Consider the following 18756-nt stretch of genomic DNA (forward strand, 5'->3'; position numbering starts at 1 on the left):
GGCGACGATGCCGGAGCTTGAACAGGCGCCCCAACTCGAACATGCGTTGCGCGAGGTCGCTGCCGAAATGGCGGAGCGTACCGATCGCGGCGACGTCGCCAGCTATATCCCCCAGCTCGGCAAGATCGATCCGAAAAAATTCGGCATTGCCGCGGTGACCAATGACGGCCGCATGCTGACCGCAGGCGATGCCGACGAGGCGTTTTCGATCCAGAGCATCTCAAAGGTGTTCACGCTGACGCTGGCGCTCGGCAATGTCGGCGACGCGCTGTGGCAGCGGGTTGGGCGCGAACCTTCGGGCAATCCGTTCAACTCGATCGTCCAGCTCGAGCACGAGAACGGCATTCCGCGCAATCCATTCATCAATGCCGGCGCCATCGTGGTCTCGGACATCCTGCTTGCCGGCCATCAGCCGCGCGAGGCGATCGGCGAGATCCTGCGCTTCATCCAGTTCCTGGCCGATGACGACACCATCATCATCGACCGCGAGGTCGCGGCGTCCGAACGCGCCACCGGCTTTCGCAATTTCGCGCTTGCCAATTACATGAAATCGTTCGGTAATCTCAATCACGCGCCGGAACTGGCGCTGGGCGTCTATTTCCACCATTGCGCTATCGCCATGAGCTGCCGGCAACTGGCCCTGGCCGGCCGCTTCCTTGCCAATGGCGGCAACAACCCGGCGACCGGGCATTCCGTCGTCTCGGCAGAGCGCGCCCGCCGCATCGGCGCGATGATGCTGACCTGCGGCCACTATGACGGCTCCGGCGACTTCGCTTTCCGCGTCGGCATTCCCGGCAAGAGCGGCGTTGGCGGCGGCATATTGGGGATCGTGCCGGGCGTCGCCTCGCTTGCCGTCTGGTCCCCTGGCCTTAATGCCAACGGCAATTCCAGGCTGGGCTCGATCGCGTTGGAAAAACTGGCGAAGACGATGAACTGGTCGATCTTCGCGCCATAAGCATTTTGCAGCCAAATGGAACCATTTGGCGTCCGCACAAATGCGGCAAAACAAACAGTGAGCGGAATGCCCCATTCAATTTGAATACATTCCGCTCTGGTGCCTGTCGCCTGAATTGGGGCAAAAAAATCCCGCGCAGCCGATCGGCAGCGCGGGATTTTTTTTTAATCAGAAAGTCTGGCTAATGCACGGAAAAGCTTAGAAAAAGCCCTTCCGTTGCCACCAGCCGGCACGCTTCGGCTTGTCCTCGGTCTTTGCCTCGTCGGTCTTTGCCTCGTCGGTCTTTGCCTCGTCCGGGACGATCGAGGAGACGACCGGCACGACCGGAGCATCCACCGGTGCGGGTTTGCGCCGCGACGGCCGGACCTTCGGCGTTTCCTTGGCAGCCGCCGCTTCGGTCTCCTGCGGAACCGGCGTGGGGGTCTCGCCGGAAGCCACTGAGGCGGCCTCGGCGGCCGATGTTTCGGCGCCCGCAATCTCGGCAACTGCATCCGCCGCAACCTTCTTCGGCTTGGCGGTACGGCGCGGCTTCTTCGGCTTTTCGGCGCTCGGCATGTCGTCGTTCGCCGGAGCGAGCACCGCAAGCTCTTCGGCCGGCGGCGCACCTTCCGGCTCGCCGGTTACGGGCTCTGCTTCCGACACGGCACCTTCCGTCATGGCGGCTGGCTCGCCGGGGGCAGCCTCCAAGCCGTCCTCGCCGTCCTCACGGCGATTGCGCTTGCCGCCGCGCTTGCCGCGCCGGCGCTTCTTGCCGTGACCGTCGTCCGCCGCTTCCGCCGTTTCGGCAACACCGGCCGGCGTTTCACGTTCCGCTTCGGCGCCTTGATCGCCGGCGGCTACGAAGGCATCGTCTATCGGCTCCGAAACGGAAGCACCTTCCACAGCAGCGCCATGCTCGCGATCGCCATGTTCACGTTCCCCGTGTTCACGATCCCCGTGTTCACGATCCTTGCCGCCGCGCCGTCTGCGGCGCTTGCGGCGCTTGCGATCGCGGCCTTCGCCGTCCTCGCCGGACCTTGGCTGCTGCGGCTGCTGGGCAATGCGTGGCTGCTCGGCCTGCACCGGTGCCTCGTCTTCCTCTTCGATGACGATCTCGTCCTCGGGTTCTTCCGGCTCGACATAGGCCGGGAACGTGCGCGCCTCGACAAAGCCTTCCGGCTTTTCGGCCAGCGCGCCGCGGAAGATGGCATAGTGTTGTGCACCGACCGCGTCATCGGCTTCGATGGTGATGGTCACGCCGAAGCGGTGCTCGAATTCCACCAGCGTGCCGCGCTTGTGATTGAGCACATAGAGCGCGGTCGCCGCCGGCGTCCGCACCGTGATGTGGCTGCGCGAATCCTTGAGCAGGAATTCCTCGATTGCCCGCACCACCATCAGCGCGACCGACGAATCGGAGCGCACATGGCCGGTGCCGCCGCAATGCGGGCAAGGCTTCATGGTCGATTCCAGCACGCTGGCACGGATGCGCTGGCGTGACATCTCCATCAGGCCGAAATGCGAGATGCGGCCGACCTGGATGCGGGCACGATCGTTCTTGAGGTGATCCTTCAGCCGCTTCTCGACGGAGCGGTTGTTGCGGTTCTCCTCCATATCGATGAAGTCGATGACGATGAGGCCGGCGAGATCGCGCAGCCTCAATTGCCGGGCGACTTCCTCGGCGGCTTCCAGATTGGTGTGAAGTGCGGTGTCCTCGATCGAGTGCTCCTTGGTGGAACGGCCCGAATTGACGTCGATGGCGACCAGCGCTTCCGTCTGGTTGATGATGATGTAGCCGCCGCTCTTCAGCGTCACCTGCGGCTGCAGCATGCGGTCGAGCTGCGCTTCGATGCCGTTGCGCACAAAGATTGGCGTCGTGTCGCGGAACGGCTGAACCACCTTGGCGTGGCTCGGCATCAGCATGCGCATGAAGTCCTTGGCCTCACGGTAGCCTTCTTCGCCGGAAACCAGGATCTCGTCGATATCCTTGTTGTAGAGGTCGCGCACCGAGCGCTTGATCAGGCTGCCTTCCTCATAGACCAGGGCAGGGGCCGTCGATTGCAGCGTCAGATTGCGAACATTTTCCCAAAGTCGCATCAAATATTCGTAGTCGCGCTTGATCTCTGCCTTGGTGCGGCTTTCGCCGGCCGTACGCAGTATGACACCCATGCCTTGCGGCACTTCGAGATCGGCGACCACTTCCTTCAGCCGCTTGCGGTCCTGCGCATTGGTGATCTTGCGCGAAATCCCGCCGCCGCGCGCCGTGTTCGGCATCAGCACCGAATAGCGGCCGGCCAGTGACAGGTAGGTGGTCAGCGCCGCACCCTTGTTGCCGCGCTCTTCCTTGACGACCTGCACCAGCAGGATCTGCCGGCGCTTGATCACTTCCTGGATCTTGTACTGGCGGCGCACCGGCTTGCGGCGGTTGCGTACTTCTTCGAGCGCGTCTTCGGCGCCGACCGATTCGACCTCGTGATCGTCCGGATGCGAGGATTGCACCTCTTCCAGCATGCCGCGGTCATTGTCTTCGGAGGTTGCTTCGCCGCTTGTCTCGGCCCCGCTTGTCTCGGGCCCGCTTAGCTCGACTTGCGGGACGGCTTCCGAGATTACGTCGGCATCGACGCTGGCAGCGATGGAACTCGATCCGCCTTCGGAAGGCTCGGTCTCGCCGCTATCGGCGACTTCATCGCTCTGCCCGGCGGCACCCTCGCTCTGTCCGGCAATGTCGGACGTGGTATTGTCGGCAACGGCATCCAGCTTTTCTGCGACGGCATCTTCGCCGTTCTCGCCATTCTCACCGTCGGCCGCGCCTGCCTCGCGCCTGTGCTCGCCGCGGTCGCGGCTCTTGCCGCCGCGCCGGCGTCCGCGCTTGCCACGGTCGCGGCTCTGGCGGTCCTCGCCTTCGGCGGCTTCCTCGTCCTCTTCGTCCTGGGCTTCCTGTGCTTCCGCACGCAGCAGCGCCTGACGGTCGGCGACCGGAATCTGGTAGTAGTCGGGATGTATTTCACTGAAGGCGAGGAAACCGTGACGGTTGCCGCCATATTCGACAAAGGCTGCCTGAAGGGAAGGTTCGACGCGCGTTACGCGGGCGAGATAGATATTTCCTTTGAGCTGCTTCTTGTCCTGGGATTCAAAGTCGAATTCTTCAATACGGTTACCGCGAACGACGACAACGCGTGTTTCCTCCGGGTGGGAGGCGTCTATCAGCATTTTGTTGGGCATTATTTCGTTTCCTCCCGGCAGCCGTCGGCCGCAGCTTGCAGGACACTGCCCGCTGCCGTGGACCTGGAACATGGGTGCCGGACAATTGAACGTCCGCCGGCCGCTGCCTGAGCGCCATGGCGGTGCCGCCCGCAGCCGTAGTGGCGCGGTTTGTTGCGGACCTTTCCATGATTGCGCTTGAAGCCATCGTCACCAGCAGAACCTTTTGAACCAAAGCCCGGAAAAAACCGGACCAGCTTGTTTGCTCATACAGAGCCGGCACGGGACAATCCCGGCCGTTTTGCTCACGCAGGCGATTCCCCCGCCACGGGAGCACGCCTGCGAAAATCGTCGCGATCACCGATGCCTTCTTCGCCTGAAGCGAAAGGAGCCGTCTTGCGTCTGACCTGTAGCAGGAAGCTGCGGAGGAGGACGGTTCCAGGATTGCAGTGATCCACCATCGCTTTTATGATTTGGCGGGTTGGAAGGCAACCCCGATTCCCGATGCCGGCAAAAAGCCGTTCCGCAGCGGAAGCCCCGGTCCCAAGCCTTCCATGAAAAGGCTTGGTTAACCTTCTCTGGATACCAATCGTTAATCGAGTTCGCGGCCTGCCAGAACTTTGACAAGCAATAAGGCACTTCGACAAGCGATCGGGCATGACGCCAAAGGGAGCGATTGGTAGAAAGATGGGACTGGCAGGCTTCGCAGACAAGGGCCGTCATCATGGAGGCTGGTTCTTCCGCACCGCCTGCCTGCTGCCGCTGATCCTGGCTTGCCTGGTCTTTTCGCCGCTTTCGCGTGCTGCCGACGTACCGCTCGGCGCCATAAGCTACAAGATGGCCGGCGATGCCACCAAGATGCGCATCGTCATCAATTTCGACCGCGAGCCCGACATCAAATGGTTCCTGCTGCGCGGCCCCAATCGCCTGGTCATCGATCTCCCGGCCACGAGATTCGCCCTCAATGCCAAGGATATGAAGCCGCGCGGGCTTGTCCGCGCCGTGCGTTACGGCGGACTCGGCGAGGGGAAATCGCGGCTGATTCTCACCGGCAAGGGACCGTTCGCCGTCGACAATCTCGACGTGCTCAAGAACGATGACGGCAACGGCTACCGCATCGCCATCGACATGTCGGCGGCCTCGCAGCGGGAATTCGACGCAGCGCTCGCCAATCAGGCGCTGACCACCGGTTCGACGGTCTCCGCCGACAAGGCCGGCAGGGTCGGTACCGGGCCGGTCTCCAATCCGGGCCATCGTTTCACCGTCGTCATCGATCCCGGCCATGGCGGCATCGACGGCGGCGCCGAGGGCCTGAACGGGACGGTCGAGAAGAACGTGACGCTCGCCTTCGCCATGGAACTGCGCGACAAGCTCGCCGCCGGCGGCAAATACGACGTGTTCCTGACACGTGAGACCGACGTGTTCCTGCGGCTCGACGACCGCGTGCGCATTGCCCGCCAGCATGAGGCCGACCTGCTCATCTCGATCCATGCCGACACGATCAGCCTCAAGGGCATTCGCGGCGCAACGGTCTACACCGTGTCCGACAAGGCTTCCGATCCCGAGGCGCAGGCGCTTGCCGACCGTGAAAATCTTTCCGACCAGTTCGCCGGCATGGAGATCAAGGACGACAGCAAGGAAGTGACCGATATCCTGATCGACCTGATCCGCCGCGAGACGCATAATTTTTCGATGAGCTTCGCCCATACTCTCGTCGGACAGCTTTCCACCAGCGTCGGTCTGATCAACAACCCGCAGCGTTCTGCCGGCTTCAAGGTGCTGAAGGCGCCGGACGTTCCATCCGTGCTGGTCGAACTCGGCTATCTGTCGAACGCCAAGGACGAAGCGCAATTGCTCAGCGCCGATTGGCGCAACAAGGCGACCCAGAGCATAACCAACGCCGTTGCCCTGTTTGCTTCGGCCAAGAGCGGAACGGGGGCCGGAGGCTGAAATGTCCGCCGGCGCCCACAACCTGAAGCAGCGTTGCACGGCGACAACACCCTGTGCTTTTATTTCCGGCATTCGAAACCGAAATCCCGCGCTGCCGTATTTTGCCCACATGGTCGCGACATGGATTTTGCGATTACGGTTTGGGATCGTCCCGAAAGCTTGCGTGAAGGGCGGCTTCGTTTAGGAAATTCCCGAACCAAGGACTGGAGCGGGTATGATTCGTCTCATTGGCTATTTCTTCGGCATCGGCACGACGCTGGCCCTTTTGGTCGCGGCGGGCGTGGCGATCTATATCGGCCATTTGTCGAAGGACCTGCCCGATTACGAGGTGCTGGCCAAATACGAGCCGCCGGTGACCACCCGCATCCACGCGTCGGATGGCGCGCTGATGGCCGAATATGCGCGTGAGCGGCGGCTTTATCTGCCGATTCAGGCGATCCCGGACCGTGTCAAGGCGGCCTTCCTGTCGGCCGAGGACAAGAACTTTTACAATCACCCCGGCATCGACGTGACCGGCCTTGGCCGGGCCATTGTCGTCAACCTGCAGAATGTTGGTTCGGGAAAGCGCCAGGTCGGCGCCTCGACCATCACCCAGCAGGTGGCGAAGAACTTCCTGTTGTCTTCAGACCAGACCTACGAGCGCAAGATCAAGGAGATGATCCTCGCCTTCCGCATCGAGCAGGCCTACTCGAAGGATCGCATTCTCGAGCTCTATCTCAACGAGATTTTCTTCGGCTTCGGCGCCTATGGCGTCGCGGGTGCTGCGCTAACCTATTTCGACAAATCGGTGAACGAGCTCACGGTGGCCGAAGCCGCCTATCTCGCCTCTCTGCCGAAGGGGCCGAACAACTACCATCCCTTCAAGCATGCCGATCGCGCCTTGGAGCGCCGCAACTGGGTCATCGACCAGATGGTCGAGAACGGCTACGTCACGCATGAAGAAGGCGAGAAGGCCAAGGCCGAGCCGCTCGGCGTCACGCCGCGCCGCACCGGCAACTATCTCTTCGCCGGGGAGTATTTCACCGAGGAAGTGCGTCGCCAGATCATCGCGCGCTATGGCGAGAATGCGCTCTACGAGGGCGGCCTTTCCGTCCGCACGACGCTCGATCCGAAGATGCAGCTGATTGCCCGCAAGGCCATGCAGAACGGACTTATGAAGTTCGACACGCTGCGCGGCTACCGCGGGCCGGTCACGAGCATCGACGTTTCCGGCGACTGGGGCGTGCCGCTTGGCAACGTCAAGCGGTTGGAGGACGTGCCGGAATGGTCGCTCGCCGTCGTGCTCGACAGCTCGGCCACCGGCCTGTCCATCGGCCTGCAGCCGACGCGCCAGATCTCCGGCGAAATCGTCAAGGACCGCGTCGAAGGCACTGTCAGCAAGGAAGACATGAGCTTCGCCATGCGCCACGTGGTCGACGGCAGGACCGTCAAGGCGAAGTCGCCCGCCGACGTGTTGAAGCCGGGCGACGTGATTTTCGTGCAGAAGAACGACGGCTCGGACAACAGCTACAGCTTGCGCCAGGTTCCCGAAGTGGAAGGCGGCCTGATCGCCATGGACCCGCATACCGGACGCGTCCTGGCCATGGTCGGCGGTTTCTCCTACGCGCAATCGGAGTTCAACCGGGCGACGCAGGCCATGCGCCAGCCGGGATCGTCGTTCAAGCCGATCGTCTATTCGGCCGCCCTCGACAATGGCTATACCCCCGCCTCCGTGATCATGGACGGGCCGATCACCATCCAGAGCGGCAACACGACCTGGACGCCCAAGAACTACGACGGAACGGTGGCCGGCCCGGCGACGTTGCGCTCCGGCATCGAGAAATCGCGCAATCTGATGACGGTGCGGCTTGCCAACGACATGGGCATGAAGCTGGTCGTGGAATATGCCGAGCGTTTCGGCGTCTACGACCACCTGGCGCCGTATCTGCCGATGGCGCTGGGATCCGGCGAGACGACGGTGATGCGCATGGTGTCGGCCTATTCGATCATGGCCAATGGCGGCAAGTCGATCAAGCCGTCGCTGATCGACCGCATCCAGGATCGCTACGGCAAGACCGTCTTTAGGCAGGACGAACGCGGCTGCTCGAACTGCAATGCCGCCGAGTGGCAGGACCAGCCAGAGCCGGAGCTGGTCGACAACTCCGAGCAGGTGCTCGATCCGATGACCGCCTACCAGATCACATCGATGATGGAGGGCGTCGTGCAACGCGGTACCGGCGCCACCATCAACGAGCTTGGCCGTCACATCGCCGGCAAGACCGGAACGACCAACGACGAAAAGGATGCCTGGTTCATCGGCTATACGCCGAACCTCGTTGTCGGCCTCTATATGGGCTACGATCAGCCGAAAGGTCTTGGCAAGGGCGCGACCGGCGGCGGCCTTGCCGCGCCGATCTTCAAGGATTTCATGCGCGTGGCGCTGGATGGCACGCCCAATGTCGACTTCAAGGTTCCGGAAGGCATGAAGCTGATTGCGATCAATCGCAAGACCGGCATGCGAGCCAACGCGGGCGACGCCGGAACCATCACCGAAGCCTTCAAGCCGGGTACCGGTCCCGCCGACAGCTATTGGGTGATCGGCATGGGTGCGGACGGCTCCAACGCCACCGGCGGGGCGCTGTCGCCGCAGGCCAACCAGGCCATCCAGTCGGGCGGCGGCGGGCTCTACTGACAATCGCTACATCGGGTCGGGCCGACTTGACGATGATGGTCGAGCCGGCCCATTCCGCTTTACAGGGGCCGGTGCCGTCCCTATGTATCGCGCCATCAAGCCGCCATTTAGCAACAGGACAGAACAGCCAGCCATGCGCGCGGAAACGCAAAATATTGTCGACGAGATCAGGCAGGCGATAACCCTGCTGAGGAGGCATCTTTGACTGGGATCAAGCCATAAAGCGGCTTGAGTACCTGAATGTCCGTGCCGAGGATTCGAGCCTCTGGAACGAGCCGCTGGAAGCGCAAAAGCTGATGCGCGAGCGTCAGGGCCTCGAGGAAGGTATTGCCGCGGTCAAAGGCCTCACCCAGGCCCTGGAAGACAATATCGGCCTGATCGAGCTTGGCGAGGAAGAGGGCGACGAGGGCGTAATCGCGGAGGCCGAAGCGGCGATCCGCTCGATGCGCGGCGAGGCCAAGGCGCGCCAGATCGAAACGCTGCTGTCGGGCGAGGCTGACGCCAACGATAGCTATCTGGAAGTCCATGCTGGCGCCGGCGGCACCGAAAGCCAGGACTGGGCCTCGATGCTTCTGCGCATGTATACGCGCTGGGCCGAGCGCCGCCGCTTCAAGGTCGAAGTGCTGGAAGTACATGACGGTGAAGAAGCCGGCATCAAGTCCGCCACGCTGCTGATCAAGGGCCACAACGCCTACGGCTGGCTGAAGACGGAATCCGGCGTGCATCGTCTCGTGCGGATTTCGCCCTATGACAGCAATGCGCGCCGCCACACCTCCTTCGCCAGCGTCTGGGTCTATCCCGTCATCGACGATACGATCGACATCGACGTTTCCGAATCCGACGTCCGTATCGACACGTATCGGTCGTCGGGATCGGGCGGCCAGCACGTCAACACCACCGATTCGGCCGTGCGCATAACCCATCTCGCCACCGGCATCGCGGTTGCCTGCCAGGCCGAGCGCTCCCAGCACAAGAACAAGGCCAAGGCCTGGGAAATGCTGCGCTCGCGGCTTTACGAGGAAGAGCTGAAGAAGCGCGAAGCGGTGGCGGACGCCACGGAAGCGTCGAAGAGCGATATCGGCTGGGGCCACCAGATACGGTCCTACGTGCTGCAGCCCTATCAGTTGGTGAAAGATCTGCGCACCGGTGTCGAGAGCACCAGCCCGTCGAGCGTGCTCGACGGCGACCTCGATGATTTCATGGAAGCCTCGCTGTCGCAGCGGATCGAGGGTGGCGCCGGCGAAACGGTGGCCGATATCGACTGAGGCCGCCGGGCACCAATCCGGCAGGAATGTGGGTTCATCACGCGAGAGTTACGGCCATCGTGCGAGAGTGACGAGCTCTCAATTTGCACCTACCTGTCGTTCTACAACTTTGTTTTTCGTAGAGTTTTTCAAAATCGATTTCCGCTTTTGACGCGGATGCCTCGGGCCTGCCGGTGCCAAGCCTGGAACCAGCGCGAGCCAAATCCCGTTATTGGCGATCCCTCTGCCGGGGGTCGACGAGGTTCGTCAACCAGGGCGGCAGGTTGGTTCCGGCTGCAGAGGTCGGCGTTCGATTGCGACAGCAATTCCTTGCGCCAACCAAGGAATCAGCCCAGCATTCATGCGCTGGGGAGGAAAAAAGCATTTATGGCCGGACGCGGCGTATCTGCGACCTGACGATCCGGCCACTGGGAAGACACGTTCCGGGAACGGGCAAGCGAAATGCTTGACAACCGTTGATAGGAACTGCGCTCATGCCTGCTCTCACAACCAGACCGGCCCCAGTCGCCCGCACGGCGCGCCGACTCCTGAATTCACTTGTCGCGGCAGTGGTTTTGATTGCTGCCGCCATTCCATTTGCGGCGCCTGCTCTGGCGCATGATGCCAAGCCGACCGCGGCAATGCCGCAAGGCTGGAGCTATCCGTTCTCCTGCTGCTCGGGCTATGATTGCCGCGAGGTCTCTCAGACATCGATCAGCGAACGTCCCGAGGGCTATGTCATCAAAGGAACCGGGGAAGTCGTGGCCTATAGCGACAAGCGGATCAAGAATTCGCCCGACGGCGAATATCATTGGTGCTCCGTTGCCGGTGCCAATGACGGAAAGACCATCTGCCTGTTCGTGCCCCCATCGTCCTACTAGCGCATGACGCCCAAAAGCTTGCCCACGGGCTGACCCGAGCGTGTGCAGCGGTTTTGGATCGATGGGCCTTCGATCTGTGCATCGCAGGCTCACAGGTCTGCTGACCGGCAGTTGTCAGGAGCGTTTCTTTATGCTGCCTTTGCCGTACGGGGCGGCGGCATTGTGAGGGACCAATTCATGACCATCAAGGCAAGCTGCCACTGCAAGGCGACGACGTTCGAGGTTTCGCAAGCGCCGCAGACAGTGACGCGATGCACCTGTTCCTTCTGTTCGAAACGCGGTTCGTTGTGGGCCTATTACACCCCATCGCAATTCAGACTCACCAGCCCGCCGGAGAATGTTTCGTTCTACCAGTGGGGATCGAAAACCATAAAACACGGTTTTTGCGCCACCTGCGGCTGCGGCACCTTCACCGAGACGCCGGACTGGTCGACAGGCGAGCCGAATTTCGACAATCCGAAGATCAGCGTGAACTCGCGGCTGTTCGACGATTTCGATCTCGACAAGGTCGAAGTGGTGGTCATCGACGGCAAGAATCTCTGGTAGCCGATCGAATTGGGGTGGTCGCGCGAGCCGCTGCAGGCGTGTGGAATTGAGCCGGGGAAAGCCGCGGCAACGGCTTTTGCTGGTCCGTTTTTCGCCGCATTTCATGGTACAAGTCGCTGGAAGGGCTGATGCGGTGCGCCGTTGCGCGACCGTGGAATGGAGAGGGACCACCATATGAAAAAGATTGTGCTCGCCGTCGTGGCGACGGCTGTGCTCGTGAGCGCATGCACCACCGATCCCTACACCGGGGAACAGAAGGTTTCCAACACCGCTGCCGGCGCCGGTCTCGGTGCTTTGGCGGGTGCCGGGCTCGGCATGCTTGCCGGCGGTAACGACCGCCGCAACGCGCTGATCGGCGCGGGCATCGGCGCGCTTGCCGGCGGTGCCATCGGTGCCACCATGGACCAGAACGAGGCCGAACTGCGCCGACAGCTTCAGGGCACCGGCGTCAGCGTCACCCGCACCGGCGACCAGATCATCCTCAATATGCCGTCCGACATCACCTTCAACGTCGACCAGGACGCGGTGAAGGCCGGTTTCTATCCGGTGCTGAATTCGGTTGCCCTTGTGCTGAAAAAGTTCCGGCAGACCACCGTCGACGTGTTCGGCCACACCGACTCGACCGGCGGCGACGAGCACAATTTCGACCTGTCGCAGCGCCGTGCTTTGGCGGTCGCCAACTATCTGTCCGGACAGGGCGTCGATTCCCGCCGCTTCGCCGTCACCGGCTTCGGCAAGACGCGTCCGATCGCCTCCAATGCGACGGCTGCCGGCCGGGCTCAGAACCGCCGCGTCGAGATCCAGCTGTCGCCGCTCACCTGAGGCAAGCACATGAACCGAGAGCGGCCCCGCAAGGGGCCGCTCTAATGGTTATGCCGGACCACCGGCCGCCGGCGCCCTTCGTTCGCGATATCAGGACCGGGCCGGCTGATCGACAATTGCGGCAACGATCCGGCGCACGATCGGAAGCACAATCAGCAGGCTGGGAAACGCAACAAGCCATGAAGCGCCCCACGCATAGCTCCAGGCCGCTATAAACCCGTTCGTCCAGCCTGCGCCGATTGCCGTCGAAACCGCCGAGACAATCGAGGACATCAGAATCGAAAGAACCAACGGCATCACCACCGCGCCGTAGGAGGGCGGCAGCTTTCTCAACTTGAAGGCTCGGTCCGGTGATGCTTGCATCGAAATCTCCTAATAAAAAAATATGCGTAGGCGCTATTGTGAGGACGATCAGGCGGCATATGCCGTCTGCAGCGCCAATTCCCGAATGAAGCTTCGCAGCGAACGCGGCTCGCGGCCAAGCACGGCACGCAACGTCAGGCTGTTCCCGCCGAGGCCGTATTTGGCGTAGTGGCTGTGTACTTTGGCCAGCATCTGCAACTGCCGGTCCGTATAGGGAAGGCGGGCCTTCGCCGCCCAGTCCTGAAATGTCGGCTCGCCCGCCGAAACCGGCCGGCCAAGCGCTTCGCTCATCATGGCGACGACCTCTTCGCGGCTGTGCATACCGTCGGCGCACAGCTCGAGGGTCGCATAGGACAAACGCGCTTCGGTCAGTGCGATTGCCGCAACTTCAGCCACATCGCGATAGTCGACGCGGGCGAGCTTCGCCGTCCTTGGAAACGGCTCGGCGAAAACGCCGTGCTCGACGACGGACGGCCAGGCCGCCGCGATATTTTGCATGAAATTGGCCGGGTGCAGAATGGTGTACTCCATGTTCGTCGAATAGAGGGCAGCTTCAACGGGTACCTTGCTTGCATGGTTTTCCAGCCTCGTATTGGTCGGCTGGATCACCGACGAAAAGACGAACTTTCGAACGCCTGCTCGCGCCGCCGCCTCAACCATGGCAACCCCCATGGCGGCTTCGTCGGGAGCAAAGGCCGGTCCGATGTGAAAGACACCGTCGACACCTTCCACGGCCTGCTCAAGGCTCCGATGGTCGCGCAGATCTCCGATCGCGATCTCGGATGCACCGGCTTTCTGGGCTTTTTCGGCACTCGCGGCGTCACGAACAAGCGCCCGAATCCTGGCATTGCGGCGGACGAGTTCAGGCACCAGCAAACCGGCAACGCGGCCTGCGGCGCCTACGATCAGGACCGTTGGACTGGGTGTTCGCATGACGATCTCCTTCCCTCAAGTCTGCCTTTCGGCCTATGCAGGGAAGATAAAATCTAGCGAACTGCGTTACAATTGATCGATTTTGCGATAGTTTCTCCCGATTTTCGGGAGAAAGGAGCGATGAGCCGGATAGATGATTTCGAAGCCTTCATTGCCATTGTCGAGCACGGCAGCCTGACGGCTGCCGCACGCCGGCTGAACCGCTCACTGCAGTCGGTCAGTCGGTCCTTGGCGACATTGGAGGAATCCATCGGGGTCGAGCTTCTGCACAGGACGACACGCCGCTCGACGCCGAGCGAAGCCGGAGCGGCTTTTTTCCAGCGCATCAAACCCGCCGTCGAGGAAATTAACGAAGCCAGGCTTCAGGCGGCCAACCGACGGTCGGAGCCGTCGGGCATCCTGCGTGTGAGTGCCCCGGTTCTGTTCGGCCCGGATTTCCTGATGCCGGTCATCGCCGACTATATGCGGACATATCCCCGCGTCGAGGTTGACCTCCAGCTTTCCGATGAATTTGTCGATCTTGATGCCGAGGGTCTCGATTTGGCGGTCCGGATCGGCAATTTGCCGGATTCCAATTTACGTGCGAAGCGGCTGGGGGCGTTGCGGCGCGTCGTGTTCGGCGCACCTGCCTACTTCCAGCAACGCGGCCGACCGGCCCATCCGCTTGAATTGCGTGAGCACGATTGCATCGTACGAACTGTCGACGGCCGCCCGGGCGAATGGATGTTTCAGATTGAAGGCAAGCCCCGGTCGGTGAAGGTCGCGGGCACTTTCCGGTCGAATTTGATGATATCCATCTATGCAGCCGCGGTTCACGGATTGGGTCTGGGCTACTCGCCGCTTTGGCAGATAAAACACCTGGTGGACGACGGCCGCCTGGAACTGGTTCTGACCGAATTCGAGCCTGTGCCGGTGCCGATACACGCCGTGTGGCCGGAAGGCAGATTATCCTCGGCCAAAGTCCGTGCTTTTCTGGACCTGCTGGCATCCCGCCTGGAACTCAAGAATCTTTAGGGCGCAAAACCATTTTGAGCGCCGATCTTACCTCATCGACATCAAGTTCGTGATCAGAACTGCCTTGGCGGCGTTGACCACGGGTTGATGGACCTCCGAATGACCGATGTCATTCAGCTGATCGTTCGTCAAATCTGCCAGTGCCCTGCGTCTCGCGACGGTCCGCCGCCATCGCGTGAAGGCAGCGATCATCATTGCTGCGCCTTTCAGGCTAGACCCAAGCAACCGTTTGGACATGCTGCGGGCGGCGCGAGGTTCCGTGTGAGCCATTGTTTTGGTCTCCCATTTCCAGTTTGCGGATGGGAGCGTGCCACGAAGGCGTTTTCGGGCTGTTCGGCTGTGCGTGAACAACTGGGAGAAGTCCGACGATCCGCCGTTAAATCGGTGTTAAATCAATCTACCGAGATGCTATTCTGTCGCTGCGGTCAAAGTCTGGAGACGATTTGTGCGCATCCGGTTGCTTGGTGGCCTGGAGGTTACTTCCCCGGAGCATCGGCCTGTCCGGTTCGCCACACGCAAGACTTCGCTTCTTTTTGCTGCTCTGGTTCTTGCAGGCCGCCGCGGCCATCGTCGCGAGCAGCTTTCCGAAGTCTTTTGGCCGGGGCGAAGCAATGGGCAGGCCCGCAATAGTCTGCGGCAAGCGCTGGTCGACATCAGGCGCACGTTCCCCGCCAGCTCGGATGCGACCGTCTACATCGATGGGGATCAGGAAACCGTTGCGCTGATTGCCGGACCGGATGAGGCGGACATCTCGATCTTCGATCGGAAATTAGAGGAGGGCCGAACCACCGATCTCGCCTTCGCCGCCGATCTCTACCGCGGTGAGCTGCTTGCTGGGCAAGCCATTCCTGACGAACTGGACGAGTGGTTTGGACCGTATCTGAGCAAGTATCAGCGCAAAGCGCTGCAATTGGTCGATCGGCTGAGCCTGGCGCTGCCCGCACCCGGCTCAGCGGAAGAGACGGCCTGCGAAGGGCTCGCGGAGAGATTGCTCGCCTCGGATTCGACGGCGGAGGCAGCCCATCGGGCGCTGATCCGCATCCACGCTCATCGGGGCCACGAAAACGCCGCTTTGCGCCAGTTCGAGCTGTGTCGGGCAGCTTTAAAAAAACATCTGAATGCGGACCCAGAGGAGCAGACAAGCTCACTTGCGGCTTCCCTGCAGTCCCGCGAACGACCTGAACGTCAGCGGCCGGAGCCAAGCTCTGGCGCCGTATCACTGGCGCAGGTTCTGGCAGTCCCGACGAGGCGCGACGATCAGCCATCAATTGCGGTGCTGCCGTTTCAGAATCTAAGCGGTGATGTGGAGCAGGAATATTTCGCCGACGGCATGGTGGAAGACATTGTCACCGCCTTGGCTCACTTTCGTCACCTGTTCGTGGTCGCACGGAATTCGAGCTTCACCTACAGGGGACGGTCCATAGACATAAAGCAGGTCGGGCGTGAGCTGGGCGTGCGCTATGTGGTCGAGGGAAGTGTTCGCCGGGCGGGCGACCGCCTGCGCATCGCCGGGCAGCTCATCGACACCTCGACGGGGGCCTATCTCTGGGCCGACCGTTTTGATGGAACGCTCGCCGAAGTTTTCAATCTGCAGGACCAGGTCGCCTCGAGCATCGTCGGCGCAATCACACCGAAAATGGAGGAGGCTGAGATCGAGCGTGCCAAACGCAAACCGACAGAAAGCCTCGATGCTTATGACTACTATCTCCGCGGGCTGGCGGCCTTTGACCGAACGATCACTAGTAGAGCGGCCATTGACGACGCCTTGCGCCTCTTCATGAAGGCGATCGACCGTGACCCGGAGTTCGCGATAGCCCATGCGCGGGCGGCGCGGTGCTACGCTACCCGAAAAAGCAACGGCTGGATGGTCGACCGTGCAGAAGAGATTGCCGAAGCTACTCGACTGGCCAGGAGAGCGGTCGAACTCGGAAGGGACGATGCAATTGCGCTTTCCTACGGTGGATACGTCCTCGGCTACGTAGGCGGCGACCTTGATGATAGTGCGGCTTGCATCGATCGCGCGCTCGCTCTCAACCCGAACTTGGCCGCTGCTTTGGGCGTCAGCAGCTGGGTGAGGGCTTGCTTGGGCGAGCCAGGCAAGGCCATCGAGCACGCCGCGCTTGCCATGCGCCTAAGCCCATTGGATCCACGCCTGTTCGCTTGGCAGTTCAACACCGGGCTCGCTCATTTTTGTGCAGGCCACTACGATGACGCCGTCGCTTGGGCGGGAAAGTCGCTGCGTCACCAGCCGAACTACGTGAGCGCGATGCGTGTAGTGGCGGCGGGTCATGCCCTTGCGGGGCGCCTAACGGAAGCGCAGCAAATGATGGCCCGGCTTTGCGAGTTCGATCCCTCGCTGCGGCTTTCGAATCTCGCCGAGGTGCTGCCGCCGTTTTATCGACCGGACGATCGCAGCAGATATATCGAAGGCCTTCGCAAGGCGGGCCTGCCGGACTAACCCCATCTCAGCGCGAAGCGAGGCTGTCTTATGCAGGTTTCGGTGCTTCGCGCGTCCGCAGGACGCACAAGCGCTGCAGCATCAGACCTTGGCGACGATCCGCATGAAGGCCGGCATGTCGTCGCCGAAGCCGACGGTCGCGTCATTGTCTTCCTGTCGCTGGCGGGCAGGGCGCTCGCGCTGCGGCCTGGTGTCGCCGCGTTCGGGCGCGCGCCTTTCGTTGCGATCCGGCGAAGCCTTCCGTTCAGGTGAAGCCTGGCGTTCGCTGTTTTCCGACCGGATCGCGTCCTTGCGGGTACGCCGCTCGTCGATGTCGGCGACCGCGGCTTCGGCCACGACCGGCTGTTCCTCGCTAACTGCTTCCGGCGCTGCTTCTTCGCTGCGCTTGGCGTGGCGTTCACGCGGTTTGCGCTCGCCCCTGTCCTTGGCGTCGTCCTTGCGGCCGGCACGGCGTGGCGCACCGCGGCCACGGCGCGGGGCCTCATCCTCGCCGCCTTCGCTGGCAACGACCGTCGACAAATCGCCGTCATGCCACTCGATCTTCGTGCCGATCAGCCGCTCGATGGCGTCGATGTATTTGGTGTCCGACTTGGTCGCGATGGTGAAGGATTTGCCCGAGCGCCCGGCGCGGCCGGTACGGCCGATGCGGTGGACGTAATCCTCCGCGTGGATCGGCACGTCGTAATTGAAGACATGGCTGACATCGGGAATGTCGAGGCCGCGCGCCGCGACATCCGAAGCAACGAGGTAGCGCAGCTTGCCGTCACGGAAATTGGCCAGCATCTGCATGCGCGCGCGCTGGTCCATGTCGCCGTGCAGAGCGCCGGCGTCGAAGTCATATTTCAGCAGCGAGCGGAACAGCTCCGATACCTCGATCTTGCGGTTGCAGAAGATGATGGCGTTCTTCAGCTCGGCATCCTCGGCTTTCATCAGATTGCGCAGCGTCTCGCGCTTGTCCCAGGGTTTCGGACCGGATTTCACCAGCCGCTGGGTGATGTTGGTGGCGGCCGATGCTGCCTTCGACACTTCGACGCGCACCGGTGCGTGCAGGAATTTCTCGGTGAGCTTGGTGATTTCCGGCGGCATCGTCGCCGAGAAGAACAGCGTCTGCCTGGTGAACGGGATCATCTCGCAGATACGCTCGATGTCGGGGATGAAGCCCATGTCGAGCATGCGGTCGGCCTCGTCGATGACGAGGATCTCGACGCCGTTGAGCAGGAGCTTGCCGCGCTCGCGATGGTCGAGCAGGCGGCCGGGGGTCGCGATCAGCACATCGGCGCCGCGCTCGAGCTTCTTGTCCTGCTCGTCGAAGGACACGCCGCCGATCAGCAGTGCGATGTTGAGCTTGTGGTTCTTGCCGTATTTGACGAAGTTTTCCTCGACCTGCGCGGCGAGCTCGCGCGTCGGCTCGAGGATCAGCGTGCGCGGCATGCGGGCGCGGGCGCGGCCCTTTTCCAGCCGGGTGAGCATCGGCAGGACGAAGGACGCCGTCTTGCCGGTGCCGGTCTGGGCTATGCCCAGCACGTCCTTGCCGAGCAAGGCGTGAGGGATGGCGCCAGCCTGGATCGGCGTCGGCTCGGTGTAGCCGGCATCGGTAACTGCGGAAAGGACCTTCGGCGACAGACCGAGGTCTGCAAAGGTCAACGCTTCTTGAGCGATCTGGGTGTCTGAGGACAAGTTTGGCTGTCTTTGGCTGGTTCGGGGGCGCAACATATGCAGTCGCGGCAAGCGCCGCGCGCCTG

At 62.1% G+C, this 18756-nt stretch carries 15 protein-coding genes; 10 read left to right on the forward strand and 5 right to left on the reverse strand.

What is annotated here, in order from left to right:
- The first annotated feature begins 7 nt into the window (after nucleotides 1-7).
- Nucleotides 8-955 carry a glutaminase gene (locus tag NKI54_RS15485; protein WP_352636988.1) on the forward strand — a complete coding sequence of 316 codons (948 nt, stop codon included), beginning with the start codon at nucleotides 8-10 and terminating at the stop codon, nucleotides 953-955.
- A gap of 198 nt (nucleotides 956-1153) precedes the next feature.
- On the opposite strand, the gene NKI54_RS15490 is transcribed toward NKI54_RS15485, so the two are convergent.
- Entirely contained in the window at nucleotides 1154-4153 is a 3000-nt protein-coding gene (locus NKI54_RS15490) for an Rne/Rng family ribonuclease (RefSeq protein ID WP_352691862.1), read from the reverse strand.
- 666 nt (nucleotides 4154-4819) lie between these two features.
- On the opposite strand from NKI54_RS15490, the gene NKI54_RS15495 reads away from it, so the two are divergent.
- From NKI54_RS15495 to NKI54_RS15525, 7 genes are all read left to right on the forward strand, one after another.
- A complete protein-coding gene (locus NKI54_RS15495) occupies nucleotides 4820-6082 on the forward strand; it encodes an N-acetylmuramoyl-L-alanine amidase (RefSeq protein WP_352636986.1) in 1263 nt (420 codons plus the stop codon).
- A 1-nt stretch (nucleotide 6083) separates the two neighbouring features.
- Entirely contained in the window at nucleotides 6084-6266 is a 183-nt protein-coding gene (locus tag NKI54_RS15500; RefSeq protein WP_352457449.1) for a hypothetical protein, read from the forward strand.
- A gap of 30 nt (nucleotides 6267-6296) precedes the next feature.
- Nucleotides 6297-8753, forward strand: coding sequence for a penicillin-binding protein 1A (locus tag NKI54_RS15505; RefSeq protein ID WP_023679927.1), 2457 nt, complete (start codon nucleotides 6297-6299; stop codon nucleotides 8751-8753).
- 133 nt (nucleotides 8754-8886) lie between these two features.
- Nucleotides 8887-10018, forward strand: a protein-coding gene (gene prfB, locus NKI54_RS15510; RefSeq protein ID WP_156937454.1) for a peptide chain release factor 2 whose coding sequence is annotated in 2 segments (ribosomal slippage) — nucleotides 8887-8952 and nucleotides 8954-10018 — 1131 coding nt in all. Because the reading frame shifts where the segments join, the coding sequence is not laid out codon by codon here.
- A 473-nt stretch (nucleotides 10019-10491) separates the two neighbouring features.
- A complete protein-coding gene (locus tag NKI54_RS15515; protein ID WP_031212810.1) occupies nucleotides 10492-10878 on the forward strand; it encodes a hypothetical protein in 387 nt (128 codons plus the stop codon).
- A 177-nt stretch (nucleotides 10879-11055) separates the two neighbouring features.
- A complete protein-coding gene (locus NKI54_RS15520; protein ID WP_023679923.1) occupies nucleotides 11056-11424 on the forward strand; it encodes a GFA family protein in 369 nt (122 codons plus the stop codon).
- Between the two features lie 174 nt (nucleotides 11425-11598).
- Entirely contained in the window at nucleotides 11599-12246 is a 648-nt protein-coding gene (locus NKI54_RS15525) for a YiaD family glycine zipper/OmpA-like lipoprotein (protein WP_023679922.1), read from the forward strand.
- Nucleotides 12247-12336: 90 nt separating this feature from the next.
- On the opposite strand, the gene NKI54_RS15530 is transcribed toward NKI54_RS15525, so the two are convergent.
- Together NKI54_RS15530 and NKI54_RS15535 are read right to left on the reverse strand one after the other, a co-directional pair.
- Nucleotides 12337-12609: a DUF2798 domain-containing protein gene (locus NKI54_RS15530; protein ID WP_023679921.1), complete on the reverse strand. Its 273-nt coding sequence runs from the start codon at nucleotides 12607-12609 to the stop codon at nucleotides 12337-12339.
- A 48-nt stretch (nucleotides 12610-12657) separates the two neighbouring features.
- A complete protein-coding gene (locus NKI54_RS15535) occupies nucleotides 12658-13542 on the reverse strand; it encodes an NmrA/HSCARG family protein (RefSeq protein ID WP_352636985.1) in 885 nt (294 codons plus the stop codon).
- 72 nt (nucleotides 13543-13614) lie between these two features.
- Here NKI54_RS15535 and NKI54_RS15540 point away from each other — a divergent pair, with 72 nt between their 5' ends.
- The gene (locus NKI54_RS15540) at nucleotides 13615-14556 is read left to right on the forward strand and encodes a LysR family transcriptional regulator (protein WP_352623249.1); all 942 of its coding nucleotides are present in this window, start codon (nucleotides 13615-13617) and stop codon (nucleotides 14554-14556) included.
- Between the two features lie 27 nt (nucleotides 14557-14583).
- Here the strand turns inward: NKI54_RS15540 and NKI54_RS15545 are convergent, their stop codons facing one another.
- Nucleotides 14584-14826, reverse strand: a complete 243-nt coding sequence (locus NKI54_RS15545) for a YjiS-like domain-containing protein (protein WP_352641198.1) — start codon at nucleotides 14824-14826, stop codon at nucleotides 14584-14586.
- Nucleotides 14827-15001: 175 nt separating this feature from the next.
- On the opposite strand from NKI54_RS15545, the gene NKI54_RS15550 reads away from it, so the two are divergent.
- Entirely contained in the window at nucleotides 15002-17014 is a 2013-nt protein-coding gene (locus NKI54_RS15550; protein WP_352636983.1) for a BTAD domain-containing putative transcriptional regulator, read from the forward strand.
- A gap of 81 nt (nucleotides 17015-17095) precedes the next feature.
- On the opposite strand, the gene NKI54_RS15555 is transcribed toward NKI54_RS15550, so the two are convergent.
- Nucleotides 17096-18691: a DEAD/DEAH box helicase gene (locus tag NKI54_RS15555; protein ID WP_352593834.1), complete on the reverse strand. Its 1596-nt coding sequence runs from the start codon at nucleotides 18689-18691 to the stop codon at nucleotides 17096-17098.
- Between the last annotated feature and the right edge of the window lie 65 nt (nucleotides 18692-18756).

The sequence above is a fragment of the Mesorhizobium sp. M0663 genome (assembly GCF_040320585.1).
GTDB lineage: Bacteria > Pseudomonadota > Alphaproteobacteria > Rhizobiales > Rhizobiaceae > Mesorhizobium.